The organism is Isoptericola haloaureus (assembly GCF_036689775.1).
GTDB classification, from domain to species: Bacteria; Actinomycetota; Actinomycetes; order Actinomycetales; family Cellulomonadaceae; genus Isoptericola; species Isoptericola haloaureus.
The window spans coordinates 85,132-98,027 of record NZ_JBAGLP010000107.1 but is presented as its reverse complement, the minus strand read 5'-3'; the positions used below and the strand labels follow the sequence as shown (position 1 = coordinate 98,027).

Annotated in this window: 11 protein-coding genes; 6 read left to right on the top strand and 5 right to left on the bottom strand. The window is 74.5% G+C overall.

Features of this window, described 5'->3' with window-relative positions:
- Window position 1: 1 nt before the first annotated feature.
- Complete coding sequence (locus V5O49_RS03650) at window positions 2–496, bottom strand: phosphoribosyltransferase (protein ID WP_278235050.1); 495 nt, start codon at window positions 494–496, stop codon at window positions 2–4.
- An 81-nt stretch (window positions 497–577) separates the two neighbouring features.
- Window positions 578–1,555 (bottom strand): FKBP-type peptidyl-prolyl cis-trans isomerase, encoded by a 978-nt coding sequence (locus V5O49_RS03645; protein ID WP_332901046.1) that lies wholly within the window; start codon window positions 1,553–1,555, stop codon window positions 578–580.
- A gap of 110 nt (window positions 1,556–1,665) precedes the next feature.
- Here V5O49_RS03645 and V5O49_RS03640 point away from each other — a divergent pair, with 110 nt between their 5' ends.
- The 3 genes from V5O49_RS03640 to V5O49_RS03630 are packed head-to-tail and all read left to right on the top strand — an operon-like array spanning window position 1,666 to window position 3,605.
- Window positions 1,666–1,965, top strand: coding sequence for a hypothetical protein (locus V5O49_RS03640; protein WP_332901045.1), 300 nt, complete (start codon window positions 1,666–1,668; stop codon window positions 1,963–1,965).
- A gap of 60 nt (window positions 1,966–2,025) precedes the next feature.
- The gene (locus tag V5O49_RS03635; RefSeq protein ID WP_332901044.1) at window positions 2,026–2,805 is read left to right on the top strand and encodes an alpha/beta hydrolase; all 780 of its coding nucleotides are present in this window, start codon (window positions 2,026–2,028) and stop codon (window positions 2,803–2,805) included.
- A 5-nt stretch (window positions 2,806–2,810) separates the two neighbouring features.
- Window positions 2,811–3,605, top strand: coding sequence for an alpha/beta fold hydrolase (locus V5O49_RS03630; RefSeq protein WP_332901043.1), 795 nt, complete (start codon window positions 2,811–2,813; stop codon window positions 3,603–3,605).
- A 59-nt stretch (window positions 3,606–3,664) separates the two neighbouring features.
- Here the strand turns inward: V5O49_RS03630 and V5O49_RS03625 are convergent, their stop codons facing one another.
- On the bottom strand, window positions 3,665–5,212 hold the full coding sequence (locus tag V5O49_RS03625; protein WP_332901042.1) for a coiled-coil domain-containing protein: 1,548 nt from the start codon (window positions 5,210–5,212) through the stop codon (window positions 3,665–3,667).
- Between the two features lie 281 nt (window positions 5,213–5,493).
- Between V5O49_RS03625 and V5O49_RS03620 the strand changes: the two genes are divergently transcribed.
- The 3 genes from V5O49_RS03620 to V5O49_RS03610 are packed head-to-tail and all read left to right on the top strand — an operon-like array spanning window position 5,494 to window position 9,060.
- Window positions 5,494–7,014 carry a hypothetical protein gene (locus V5O49_RS03620; protein WP_332901041.1) on the top strand — a complete coding sequence of 507 codons (1,521 nt, stop codon included), beginning with the start codon at window positions 5,494–5,496 and terminating at the stop codon, window positions 7,012–7,014.
- Window positions 7,011–8,099 carry a DUF8094 domain-containing protein gene (locus V5O49_RS03615; RefSeq protein WP_332901040.1) on the top strand — a complete coding sequence of 363 codons (1,089 nt, stop codon included), beginning with the start codon at window positions 7,011–7,013 and terminating at the stop codon, window positions 8,097–8,099. Before V5O49_RS03620 ends, V5O49_RS03615 begins: the two co-directional genes overlap by 4 nt.
- Before the next feature lie 19 nt (window positions 8,100–8,118).
- The gene (locus V5O49_RS03610; RefSeq protein ID WP_332901039.1) at window positions 8,119–9,060 is read left to right on the top strand and encodes a tetratricopeptide repeat protein; all 942 of its coding nucleotides are present in this window, start codon (window positions 8,119–8,121) and stop codon (window positions 9,058–9,060) included.
- A 188-nt stretch (window positions 9,061–9,248) separates the two neighbouring features.
- Here the strand turns inward: V5O49_RS03610 and glgB are convergent, their stop codons facing one another.
- Together glgB and V5O49_RS03600 are read right to left on the bottom strand one after the other, a co-directional pair.
- A complete protein-coding gene (glgB, locus tag V5O49_RS03605) occupies window positions 9,249–11,468 on the bottom strand; it encodes a 1,4-alpha-glucan branching protein GlgB (RefSeq protein ID WP_332901038.1) in 2,220 nt (739 codons plus the stop codon).
- A gap of 63 nt (window positions 11,469–11,531) precedes the next feature.
- Window positions 11,532–12,896: a phosphotransferase gene (locus V5O49_RS03600; RefSeq protein WP_332901037.1), complete on the bottom strand. Its 1,365-nt coding sequence runs from the start codon at window positions 12,894–12,896 to the stop codon at window positions 11,532–11,534.

Here is a 12,896-nt window from a genome sequence, read left to right as displayed (position 1 = left end):
GTCAGGCGGGGGAGTCGACGGCCCCCGGGACGGGCGGGTCGGCGGACCACGGGAACGTGATCCACCGGTCCGTCTCGCGCCACGAGTACTCCGGCCGGTAGACGGAGCGCGGCTTGGTGTACAGCACGGCGGCCCGGGCGTCGGCCCCCTGCTCGGCGAGCATCCGCATCACCAGCTCGAGCGTGCGGCCCGAGTCCGCGACGTCGTCGACCACGAGGACGCGCGACCCGGGCAGCTCGGCGGTGTCCATCAGCGGCGGCAGGACGCGTGGGTCGCGCAGGGTGCGGCCGATGTCGGTGTAGAACTCCACGTTCATCGTGCCGACGCCCTTGGTGCCCAGGGCGTAGGCCACGGCACCGCCGGGCACCAGGCCGCCACGCGCCACGGCGACCACCACGTCGGGGCGGAACCCGTCGGCCACGACCTGCTCGGCGAGCCGTCGCACCCCCGCGGCGAAGTCGGACCAGGTCAGGACCTCACGCTGCTCGTCGCTCATGGGCACGACACTACGACGACGGCGGGCCACCCCCCCAGAGGTGGCCCGCCGGCGCGCGCGATCAGCGGTGGGTGGACCGGGTCACTCCACGTCGAGGATGTCGACGACGAAGATCAGGTCCTCGCCGGCGAGCTCGTTGCCCTCGACGGCCTCGGCGCCGTAGGCCTGCTCGGCCGGGATGACCAGCAGCACCTGGCTGCCGACCGTCTGGCCCGACAGGCCGTCGGTCCAGCCCGGGATCACCTGCTGCAGGGAGAACGAGGCGGGCTCGCCGCGCTCCCAGGACGAGTCGAAGACCTCGCCGTCCAGCGTCCAGCCCGTGTAGTGCGCGGTCACCGTCTGGTCGGCCGACACCTCGGCGCCGTCGCCGCGGATCAGCGTCTGGGAGACCAGCTGCTCGGGCCCCTCGTAGCCGCCGGGGATCTCGATCGACGGCGCGCCGTCCTCGCCCAGCGTCACGGTCGGCAGGCCCTCGGCGGGCTCGACCGTCTCGCCCTCGGCGCGGTCGGGGATCTCGTACGCCTCGACGACCTCGATGAGGTTCACGGCCGTGGTCGGGTTGTTCTCCTGGTCCACGATCGGGTTCGCCAGCAGCACGCGGGTGCCGACGGACTGGCCCACGAGGGGCTCGGTCAGCAGGTCGAACTGGGGGTCGCCGAGCACGAAGCTCTGCGGGGAGTCGACCTCCCAGGTCGAGCTCACCCGCTGGCCGGCGGCGTCGTAGGTCACGTACTGCATGCGGACCTTCATGCCCTCGACGAGCTCGTCGCCGTCGCCCTCGTCCACGACCCGGTGCGTCGGCACGGAGACCTCGATCTCCTCGAAGGACAGCTCCGGCTCGGACCCGGGCTCTCCGGAGACCTCGACGGCCTCCAGGGCGGCGATGTCCTCGTCGGTCGGGTCGGCCTGCGCCGGTGCGGTGGCGGAGGCCGAGGAGTCGGCGGAGGCGGACGCCGACGGTTCCGCGCCGTCGGGAGCGTCGCCGTCGTCGCTGCAACCGCTCAGCACGAGGGCGGCGGCCAGCGCGACGCCGAGGGCGGCGGGAGTACGGAGCTTCACGGATAGTCCTTCGGTCGCGGGGTGGTTCGTCCGGTCGACGGACCCGGACCACTCTAACGGTCGGGCTCGGCCGGTGGTTCCTGCCGGGCCCGGCAGGCCACAATGGACTCATGCCGTCCCGTCGTCCCTCCCGCAAGCGTCCCTGGGGCGCGCAGCACCAGCCCCTCGACATGGACCGCGCGCTGGGCGGCGTCCGGCACGAGACCGCCGCGGACGGCGAGTGGACGGTGCGGCGGGTGCGCGGCGGCGACAAGCCGTACGTGTGCCCGGCCTGCCGGCAGCAGATCCCGCCGGGGACGGCGCACGTGGTCGCGTGGCAGCGGGACGCCTGGGGCGGTGAGGCGGCGGGCCTCGCCGACCGTCGGCACTGGCACTCCTCCTGCTGGCAGCGTCGCGAACGTCTGCTCTGACGTCGCACGACACGCTCCCTGGACGCGCAGGAGATCCGGCGCGAACTAGGCTGGGAGGTGATGAACGAGGACACCGCCACCGGCCACCAGATCCGCTCGATGACCGTCCTGCCCGCGCGGCGGGAGGACGTCGACCTGCACACCGCGGACGGGCTGACGCTCGTCGGCGAGCTCGCCCTGCCGGCCGACCGCGACCCGGTGGCCACGCTGCTGACGTTCCACCCGCTGCCCACCCACGGCGGCTACATGGACTCGCACGTCTACCGCAAGGCGGCATGGCGGCTCCCGGAGCTGGCCGACCTGGCGGTCCTGCGCTTCAACACGAGGGGCACCTCGTCGTCGCGGGGGACCTCCGAGGGCTCGTTCGACGGCGGGGGGGCCGAGCAGTACGACGTCGCGGCGGCGCTCGAGCTCGCCGAGTTCCGCGAGCTGCCGCGCCCGTGGCTGGTCGGCTGGAGCTTCGGGACCGAGCTCGTCCTCAAGCACGGCGCCGACCCGAGCATCGAGGGCGCGATCCTGCTCTCCCCGCCGCTGCACCGCGCGACGGACGCCGACCTCGACCGCTGGGCGGAGTTCGGCAAGCCGCTCGTCGTCCTGGTCCCCGAGCACGACGACTACCTGCGTCCCGACGAGGCCCGTGCCCGGTTCGCCCGCGTGCCCCAGGCCGAGGTCATCGGTGTCGACGGCGCCAAGCACCTGTGGGTGGGCGAGCCCGCGGTGCGCCGCGTCCTCGACGAGATCGTCCAGCACGTCCTGCCCGGCCACGCCCCCCTGCCGACCCGTTACGCCGGAGAGGTCGAGCACGCCTCGGACCTCCCCTCCGCCCCCACGAGAGGATGACGACCATGACGCCCACCCCCCTGGCGACGCACGTCCTGCACGACGGGGCGGGCGTCCCTCTGGTCCTGCTCCACGGCTTCCCGCTCGACCACCGGATGTGGAGCCCCGTGGTCGCCGAGCTGCCCCCCGGGCTGCGGGTCGTCGCCGTCGACCTGCCCGGCTTCGGCCACAGCGACCTCGGTCACACCCCGCCGACCCTGGAGGCCGCCGCCGACGCCGTGCACGCCGCGCTGCGTCACGCCGGGGAGGGCAACGGCGCGGTCGTCGGTCTGTCGATGGGCGGCTACGTCGCCCTGACGCTCGCCGAGCGCCACCCCGAGGTCGTCCACGGCCTCGGCCTGGTGGACACCAAGTCGACGGCGGACACCGAGGAGGCGCGGGCCGGACGGCTGGCGACCGCGCGCGCCGTCGAGGACACGCAGACCCTCGACGCGGTGATGGGGATGCCGGACAAGCTGCTCGGTCCGACGAGCAAGATGGAGCGCCGCAGCCTCTACCCGACGGTCGACCACTGGATCCGGTCGCAGTCCCCGTCCGCCGTGGCGTGGGCCCAGCGCGCGATGGCGGCACGACCCGACCGCACCGACGTGCTGCACCGGTTCACCGGCCCCGTGGCCGTCGTGGTCGGGGCGGAGGACACCATCACCCCGATCGACGAGGCCAAGCACATGGTCGACGCCGCGTCGGACGCGACGCTGCACGTCGTGGCGAACGCCGCCCACCTCAGCACCCTCGAGGAGCCCGCGGCCGTGGCGCAGGCGCTCACCGAGCTGCACGAGCGGGTCGTCGAGCAGCTCTGACCCGGACGTGCCGAGGGGGACCGCCGCGGCGGTCCCCCTCGGCACGTTCCCGGGGTCGGTCAGGCCCGCGACGTCGTCGAGCTCTCCGCCGTGGGCGAGTCGCTGGGCGCGGGCGGGGAGGCGGTGCTGCCCGAGTCGGCCGACGCCGAGTCGTCCGCCGCGGCGGACTGGGTCGAGGCGGCACGAGCGGCCTGCGCCGGTGTCTGGTCCAGCGCGGCCCGGTCGGCCTCCGCGTCCTCGTCCTCGACGGCGTCGCCGGCGGGCGACTCGGCCGGGGCCGGGGCCGAGGACGTGGCGGAGGCCGCGGCCGGGGTCACGGCCTCGGCGTCGTCGCCCGTGTCGACCGGTGCGCCGGTGTCGACCGGTGCGTCCTCCGCGATGTCGGCGACCTTCTCGCTGCCGAGCAGCCCCCGCAGCTCCTCCAGGTAGGAGTTGATCGAGTCGTGACGGCGGGTGAGGTCCTCGAGCTGGCGCTCCGCGGACGTGCGGCTCTGGTCGGCCTCGGCCTGGGCGTCGGAGACCGTCTGCTCGGCGAAGGTCCGCGCCTCGGAGACGATGGAGTCCGCGGTCCGCCGGGCGTCGGCGACGAGCTCCTTGACGTAGGCGTCGGACTCGGAGCGGACGCGGTCGGCCTGCTGCAGGGCCGCGGCGACCCGCTTCTCGGCCTCGGCGGCGTGCTCCTCCGCCTCGCGCACCACGCGCTCGGTCTCGGCTCGTGCCGCCTCGTGCCGCTGGGCGGCGTCGGTCTCGACGCGCTCCCGGGTCTGCGCGGCCTGCAGCTCGGCGTCGGCGAGCGTGGCCCGGGCCTGCTCCCGCAGGTCCTCGAGCTCGGAGGTGACCGCGTGGGCGGACTCGGCCGCCTGGTGCTTGGCGTCGGCCACGATCCGCGCGGCCTCGTTGCGGGTGCGCTCCATGAGGTCGTTGGCCTCGCGCTCGGCCTCCTCGCGCAGGGCGGCGGACTCGGCGGCGGCCGCGGCGCGCATCTGGGCGATCTCGCGGTCGGCCTCGACACGGGCCTCGGTCACCTCGCGCTCCGCCGTCGTGCGCATCGTGCCGACCTCGCGCTCGAGACCGGCGCGGCGCTCGCTCTCCTCGGTGGCGAGGGTGCTGGTGATCAGCGCGGCCTCGCGCTCGGCGGAACCGACGAGCTCCTCGGCGCGACGCTGGGCGCCCTGCAGCGTGCCCTCGGCCTCCGCCGCGGTCGTGGACCGGATCTCCTCGGCCTCGCGTCGCGCGCTGGCGAGCAGCTCCGAGGCCTCGGACTCGGCGCGCTGCCGGACCTGCCCGGCCGACAGCTTCGCGCGGGCCATGATGTCGGACGCCTGCTGGTTCGCCTGCCGGAGGACCTCCGCCGACTGCTCGTCCGCCGACCGCAGCAGCCGCTCGGCACGGGCCCCGAGGCCGGCGTAGGACGGCTTGTCGTTCTCGCGCAGCTGGCGGTGGGCGTCGGCGAGCTCGGAGGAGAGCTGCATCGCCCGCGCGTCGGTGGCCTCGACGTTGCGGCGCGCCTCCTCCACGGCCTGCTCGAGACGGGAGATCTGGCTCTCGACCGCGGCGCGGTCGTAGCCGCGCATGGTGATCGGGAAGAGCGTGCGCTCGTCGGACACGTGAAGACCTCCGTACGTCGTGGGTGCCCCGGCTCCGCTCAGGATAGTGGGCGTGGCAGGCCGCCGACACCCAGGACGTGCTGCGTCGCACCTCCGACGCGCGGGACGGCGCCGCCCGCGTCTCTCCAGGTGGTCGTGCTGTGCGCAGGCGTGGGAGGCTCGAGGATGCTGGTACCCGACTCGTGAAGGGTTCGTGAACCGATGCTGCGGAACGACTCCTGTGTCCGGGCGGCTCCTCACGCATCCCTATCCTGAGGAGTCCACGTCGAAAGGGAAGCTCGGTGCTGCAACGCATTCTGGGTGTCGTCCTGGTCCTCGCCGGACTGGGCGCCATCGCGTTCGGGGTCGCGACCGCGACCGTCCTGCGCGAGTCCGACACGGTCGCCGCGACCGCCAGGCCTACCGGGGACGGGACGTTCGTCGTCACCGACCCGGGGGTGCTCGACCTCGTCGACTCCGAGGTGACCGTCACGGCCTCCGTGCCCGCAGGGCAGCAGGTCGCCGTGGTCGTCGGCCGGGACGTCGACGTCACCGGGTGGATCGGTGACGACCCGTACACGCGCGTCACCGGTCTCACCGACTGGGACACCTTGAGCACCGAGCAGGTCGCCGGGTCCGCCGAGGAGGACGCCGACGCCGAGGCCTCCGAGGACGCCGAGGGGGAGGAGGCGGCCGAGCCGCCGCCGACCCCGGCCGGATCCGACATGTGGGACACCGAGCTGGTGGACGCCGAGCAGGTCACCCTGCGCTGGACGGACCGCCCCGGCCGGTGGGTCCTGCTCGCCGCGGCGACGGGTCCCGCTCCCGTCGAGGAGACCGAGGGCGAGGAGGGCGAGCAGGCCGACGCCGAGGAGGCCGCGACCGACGTCGAGGCACCGACCCTCGAGCTGACCTGGGACCGCGAGGTCTCCACGCCGCTGCTGTGGCCCGCCGTCGGCGCGGGTGGCGTGCTGCTCCTCGTGGGCGTGGTGCTGCTGCTCGCCGGCCGCCGGTCGCGCAAGAAGGCGCGCACCCGCCGCGCGGGGAGCGCCGCCACCGCATCGCCCGTCACGTCGCCCGCCACGTCGTCGCCCACCGTCGGCGACCCCGGCACCGGGTCCGGCGCGTCCGGCTCCTCGGCCGCGTCGCCCTTCGGGCCGACCACCGGGGCAGCCGCCGGTGCGGCGGGCGCCGCCACGTGGCGTACGGGCGGGTCCTGGCCCGAGACGGTGAGCACCTCGTCCGACGACGCGACCTCGGCGCAGGACGACGCCACGGTCCCGGACCCGCAGGACGACGACTCGACCGGCACGGCCCCGGTCCCGGTCGCCGGCCGGTTCCGTCGGCGGTCGCGGCTGCGACGCGACACCGCCCCGGCCGAGGACACCGCGAGCCCGTCCGCCCCGGCCCCCGACGCCCCGGCCCCCGACGCGCCGACCGCCGGCGCGCCGGTCCCGGCACCGGCGCCCGCGCTGCCGACCTCTCCGGCCGGTCCGGAGAGCTCGGCGGACGCCGAGGAGACGTCGGCCGACGCCGTCGGCCGGCCGCTGACCCGCCGCGAGCTGCGGCGCCGCGAGGAGGAGCGCCGGGCCGCCGGCCCGTCGGGCATGGGGCGTGCGCTGCGCGCCCTGACCGGCCAGACCCCCGTGGTGCCGGGGCCTGGCGGGCCGGCCGGTCCGCAGGCTCCCAGCGAGCCCGGGGAGGCGCCGTCGGCCGAGAGCCGTCGGGCCTCCGCATGGCGCGAGACCTGGGGCTTCGGCGGCACGACCGGTGGCACGACGCCCGCGGCGGACGACGACACGACTGACGAGGACAAGCGATGAAGGACTTCACCCGCCGGCCCGGACGCCGGGCCGCGGCCGCCGCCGGTGCGGCGACCACCGTCGTCCTGCTGGCCGGCTGCGCCGACGAGCTGCCGACGCCCGTCGCCGACGACCCGTTCACGGGACCCGCGCTGACCGCGGCCCAGCAGACGCGCGTCGTCGAGGAGGTGGCCGCGTCGCTCGACCAGGCGAGCGAGAACGAGCAGCCGAAGCGGCTGCGCCCCCGCGTGGAGGGGCCGGCCTTCGAGGTCCGGCGCAGCCAGATCCGGGTCGCCGAGGAGCGGGGCGACGACTCGCTCGTGACGAACATCCCGACCGACCTCGAGGCGATGATCCTGCCGACGACCGAGTCGTGGCCGCGGGTCAGCTTCACCATCACCCAGCCGACCGAGAACCTCGAGGTTCCGCGTCTGGTGGCATACCAGCAGGACTCCGCCCGCGACAACTACAAGCTCTGGTCCTGGGTACAGCTCATCCCGGGCACCACCCTGCCGAACTTCGCCGACCCCGAGGCGATCGGCTCGGACGCCGTGGCGCCCGACGACGAGTCCCTCGTGGTGACGCCCAGCACCGCGCTCGCGCGCTACGCCGACCTCGTGGCCGAGGGGCCCGACGACGCCGAGCACGCGGACGCCTTCGAGCTGCCCGGAGAGAGCCAGGACCTGGTCAAGCGGGTCCAGGCGGACGCGCGCAACGTGCGCGGTGCCGAGGCGTTCCAGGAGGCCGACGGCGAGTACCGGCTGACGTTCGCCTCGCGCGACGACCAGGTCGTCGCCGTGCGCACCTCGGACGGCGGTGCCGTCGTCATGGGCGTGCTGGACGGCAACATCCGGGTGACGGTCGAGGAGGACGGCGAGATCGGCCCGCTGACCGAGACCCAGAAGGCCCTCATCGGTGACGAGGACAACACCGACGAGCTGTACGTGGAGTACACCGACCAGGTGGCGCTCTACGTGCCGCCGCAGGGGTCCGACGAACCGATCCGGCCGCTGGGCTACTCCCACGTCTCCACGGACGCGGCGACCTCGATCCCCGGCGACCGCAACACCGACCGGGAGTCGAACGACGACGGGTCCGACGGCTGAGACTTCGTAGGATGTTCCCATGAGCACTCCCACGCCCGAGCCGAGCTTCAGCCCGCGCGGCGCCGTCGACCTGTCGGCCCTGAACCGACCCCAGTCCCCGCCCCCCGGGGAGCCGGGCGGCGCACCGACGGCCGGGGGGTTCGTCGTCGACCTGACCGACGCGAACTTCCAGCAGGTCGTCCAGGACTCGACGACGTACCCCGTCGTGGTCCTGCTGTGGATGCCCACGGACCAGGCGAACGCCGACCTCGGCACCACGCTGGGCCGGCTCGCCGACGAGTACGCCGGACGCTTCCTGCTGGGACGCGTCGACGCCAACGAGTACCCGCAGATCGCGGCGGCGTTCCAGCCGCAGGGCGTCCCCACCGTCGTCGCCGTGCTGCAGGGGCAGCCGCTCCCGCTGTTCGCGGGCGCCGCCTCCGAGGAGCAGATCCGCGGTGTGCTGGACCAGGTCCTCGCCGCCGCCGAGCAGAACGGCGTGACGGGACGCGTCCCCGGTGCCGGCGCCGACGAGCCGGAGCAGCCCGCCGAGGAGCCCGAGGAGCCGCTGCCGCCGCTGCACCAGGAGGCCTACGACGCCATCGAGCGCGACGACCTCGACGCCGCGGCGACCGCCTTCTCCCGGGCGGTCACCCAGGACCCCACCGACGCCCAGGCCGTGGCGGGTCTCGCCCAGGTACGCCTCATGCAGCGCACCCGCGGTGCCGACCTGCAGCAGGTGCGCACCGCTGCGGCGGACGCACCCGCCGACGTCGACGCCCAGCTCGCCGTCGCCGACATGGACATGCTCGGCGGGAAGGTCGACGACGCGTTCGACCGGCTGCTGCAGCTCATGCCCGGCGCCGACGCGGACGACAAGGAGAAGCTGCGGGCGCGGCTGGTCGACCTGTTCGAGGTCGTCGGGACGTCCGACTCCCGGGTCGTCAAGGCCCGCAAGAAGATGATGATGTTCCTGTACTGAGCCGACGTGGCTCGGGCGGTGCGGTGTCGCCAGGACCCCGCGCGGTCGCGCTCACGGGCGCTGCGCGCCCTGCGCTCCCCGTCCGACGACCGCGCGCGGCCCCGCCGACACCGCACCGGGTCCGGGTTCCGCCGGCTCGAGTCGTCCTGACGGCACAAGGACCCGACGACCGGGCCGGCCGGCGGGGCTCAGCGCGGGGCGAGGACCAGGGCACCGAGCGGCGGGACCCGCAGGGCCGCCGACTGCGCGCGGCCGTGCCAGGGGGTCTCCTCGGCGACGACGTCGCCGACGTTGACCACGCCGGAGCCCCCGTACTCGACCGCGTCGGTGTTCAGCACCTCGGTCCAGGCGCCGCCGTGCGGCAGACCGAGCCGGTAGCCCTCGTGGGGCACGCCCGCGAAGTTCACGACCACCACGACCGGTGAGCCGTCGGCCGCCCGCCGGACGTAGGCCAGCAGGTTGCGGCCGGCGTCCCCGGCCTCGATCCACTCGAAGCCGGACCCGTCGAAGTCGCGTTCCCACAGCGACGGCGTCGCGCGGTAGAGGCGGTTCAGGTCTCGCACCAGGTGCTGCACGCCCGCGTGCCCGGCGTCGTCCAGGCTCCACCAGTCCAGACCGGTGCCCTCGTTCCACTCGGCCTCCTGGGCGAACTCGCTGCCCATGAACAGCAGCTGCTTGCCCGGGTGGGTCCACTGGTAGGCGAGGAAGGAGCGCACCCCGGCGAGCTGCTGCCACCGGTCGCCGGGCATCTTGCGCAGCAGCGAGCCCTTGCCGTGCACGACCTCGTCGTGGCTGATGGGCAGCACGTACTGCTCGGAGAACGCGTAGACCAGCGAGAACGTCAGCTCGCCGTGGTGGTGGCTGCGGTACATCGGGTCCTTGGCGACGTACTGCAGCGTGTCGTTCATCCAGCCCATGTTCCACTTCAGGCCGAACCCGAGACCGCCGGAGTCGGTGGGCCGGGTCACCCCGGGGAAGGCCGTGGACTCCTCGGCGATCATCAGCACGCCGGGGGTGCGGCGGTAGGCGGTCGCGTTGGCCTCCTGGATGAAGCTGATCGCCTCGAGGTTCTCGCGCCCGCCGTGGACGTTCGGGGTCCACTCGCCCTCGTTGCGCGAGTAGTCGAGGTAGAGCATCGACGCGACGGCGTCGACGCGCAGGCCGTCGGCGTGGAACTCCTCGAACCAGTAGGTGGCGTTCGCGACGAGGAAGTTGCGCACCTCGCGCCGGCCGAAGTCGAAGACGTAGGTGCCCCAGTCGGGCTGCTCGCCGCGTCGAGGGTCGGCGTGCTCGTACAGCGGGGTGCCGTCGAACCGCGCCAGGGCGAAGTCGTCCCGCGGGAAGTGCGCGGGCACCCAGTCGAGGATGACGCCGATGCCGGCCTGGTGCAGCCGGTCGACCAGGAACCGGAAGTCGTCCGGGGAGCCGAACCGCGACGTCGGCGCGTAGTAGCTCGTGACCTGGTAGCCCCACGACCCGCCGAACGGGTGCTCGGCCACGGGCAGCAGCTCGACGTGGGTGAAGCCCTGCTCGACGACGTACTCCGTGAGCTGCTCGGCGAGCTCGCGGTAGCCGAGGCCGGGGCGCCAGGAGCCGAGGTGCACCTCGTAGGCGCTCATCGGGCCGCCGTGCTGGTCCCGGGACGCCCGTCGGGTCATCCAGTCGTGGTCGTCCCAGGTGTAGTCGCTGTGCACGACGACGGAGGCGGTCGCGGGCGGCACCTCGGTCGCCTTCGCCAGCGGGTCGGCCTTGGCGCGCCAGGTGCCGTCCGGGCCGCAGATCTCGTACTTGTAGCGGGTGCCGGGGCCGACGCCGGGCACGAAGATCTCCCACACGCCGCTGGAGCCGAGGGAGCGCATCGGGTGCACCGACGTCCAGCGGTTGTGGTCCCCGACCAGGCGCACGCCGCGGGCGTTGGGCGCCCACACCGCGAAGGAGGTGCCGACGACGTCGCCGCGCGCGCTGGGGTAGACGTGCCGGTTCGCGCCGAGCACCCGCCACAACTCCTCGTGGCGGCCCTCGCCCACCAGGTGCAGGTCGACCTCGCCGAGCGAGGGCAGGAAGCGGTACGGGTCGTCGGCGGTCTGGACGTCGTCGCCGTAGCGGGTCCGGACCCGGTAGTCGGGCACGTGCCGGGTGCCGTCGTCGTCCGTGAGGGCCGGGACGACCGCGCTCCACACCCCGCCGGCCTCGTGGGTCGCGGGCTGCTCGACGTCCCCGTCGGGTCCGCCCGCGACGACCACGACCTCGTCGGCCAGGGGGCGCAGCACCCGCACCACCGCCGCCGACGGACTGTCTCCGTCGACGGGCAGCAGGTGCGCGCCGAGCACCGCGTGCGGGTCGTGCGTGGTGCCGCGCGCGACGGCGGTGAGGAGTTCCGGGTCGACAGCAGATGGCACGGACGTCATGTCCTCCACCCTTCCACTTCCTGGTCGGGGCCGCGTCCGCAACACGCACGCGGCATGGCCGCGTCAGTCCCGCAGCAGCCGGTCCACCGCACCCAGCGGGATGGGCAGCCAGGTGGGCCGGTGGTGGGACTCGTAGACCACCTCGTACAGCGCCTTGTCCAGCACGAGGGCGTCGAGCACCGTCGCGGCGGTCTCGGCGTCGAGGCCGGACCCGGCGAGGGCCGCGTCGCGGTACCCGGCGAGGAACGCCTCGGCCGCCTCCGCCTGCCACGTCGCCGGGTCGGGCGCCTCGGCGACCGCCGCGGCGTAGTCGAAGGACCGCAGCATGCCCGCCACGTCGCGCAGGGGCAGGTCCGGTGCGGTCCGCTCGTCGACCGAGCGCTGCGGCTCGCCCTCGAAGTCGAGGACCTTCCAGCCCTCGCCGAACAGCGTCTGGCCCAGGTGCAGGTCGCCGTGGATGCGCTGGGTCGCGACCGGCTCCGGCAGAGCCGCCAGCCGCTGCTCGAGGTCGTCCAGCAGCGCCGAGATCTCCGCGGCCCGTGGGGCGAGCACGTCGGCCTCGGCCACGGCGCGGTCGGCACGCCGGCGCAGCCCGGCGACGAACCGGGTGGCGTCCAGCGGCGGGCCGACGGGCAGCAGCGTGGCCATCCGCTGGTGGAGCTCGGCCACCAGGCGTCCCAGGTCGCCGGCGTGCTCGGCGAAGGACTCGCCGCGGCTGGCCAGGTCGCAGGCCAGCTCGAACCCGTCCTCGGCGTGCGGCACGAGCTCGGACAGGATCGCCAGGTGCACCGAGCTCTCGGTCGAGTCGTCGGCGTCGATCTCCAGCGCGCCGAGGAACCGCGGGACGCCCTCCCAGCCGTCGGCCGTCAGCGCCTGGGGCACGACGACGTCGGGGTGGGGCCCGTCGGCGATGGTGCGCAGGATCTTGAGCATCCCGCCCGCACCGCCGGGGGAGGGCACCCCCGGCAGGATCACCGACGTGTTGGACTGCTCGCCCGCCAGGACCCGACCGCGCTCGGTCAGGGTCGCGGCGTCCCCGGTGATGCCCATGGCACGCAGCAGCAGCACCCAGCAGGCCGGGTTCGCGCCGCCGTCGTGCACGGCGATCGCGCCCGAGGCGGTCTCCACCGTGCCGATGTGCCCCAGGCTGACGTGCTCGGGGTCGCTCAGCACGAGCGGCACCTGGGCGAGGAGCTCACCGCCGGGGAGCTCGGGCCCCACGAGGCGCGTGAGCAGCAGCACGACGTCGCCGTGCGCGCCGTCGGTCCCGGCGACGTCGGCCCCTTCCTGGTCGAACGTCACCGCCAACCAGGGCTCGGCGCGCACCGACGTGCCGCCGGGGAACCAGCGCTGCGTCGGCAGCCAGGCCGCGAGCAGCTCACCGACGCTCGGGTCGGGGGCTGCGTGCTGGACGGAGACGTCGATCAT

Bases quoted from the DNA above. Each gene is read 5' to 3' on its own strand.
- V5O49_RS03650 (WP_278235050.1), bottom strand. From the start codon at position 496: ATGAGCGACGAGCAGCGTGAGGTCCTGACCTGGTCCGACTTCGCCGCG.
- V5O49_RS03640 (WP_332901045.1), top strand. From the start codon at position 1,666: ATGCCGTCCCGTCGTCCCTCCCGCAAGCGTCCCTGGGGCGCGCAGCAC.
- V5O49_RS03635 (WP_332901044.1), top strand. From the start codon at position 2,026: ATGAACGAGGACACCGCCACCGGCCACCAGATCCGCTCGATGACCGTC.
- V5O49_RS03630 (WP_332901043.1), top strand. From the start codon at position 2,811: ATGACGCCCACCCCCCTGGCGACGCACGTCCTGCACGACGGGGCGGGC.
- V5O49_RS03615 (WP_332901040.1), top strand. From the start codon at position 7,011: ATGAAGGACTTCACCCGCCGGCCCGGACGCCGGGCCGCGGCCGCCGCC.
- V5O49_RS03610 (WP_332901039.1), top strand. From the start codon at position 8,119: ATGAGCACTCCCACGCCCGAGCCGAGCTTCAGCCCGCGCGGCGCCGTC.
- glgB (WP_332901038.1), bottom strand. From the start codon at position 11,468: ATGACGTCCGTGCCATCTGCTGTCGACCCGGAACTCCTCACCGCCGTC.
- V5O49_RS03600 (WP_332901037.1), bottom strand. From the start codon at position 12,896: ATGATCGACGTCTCCGTCCAGCACGCAGCCCCCGACCCGAGCGTCGGT.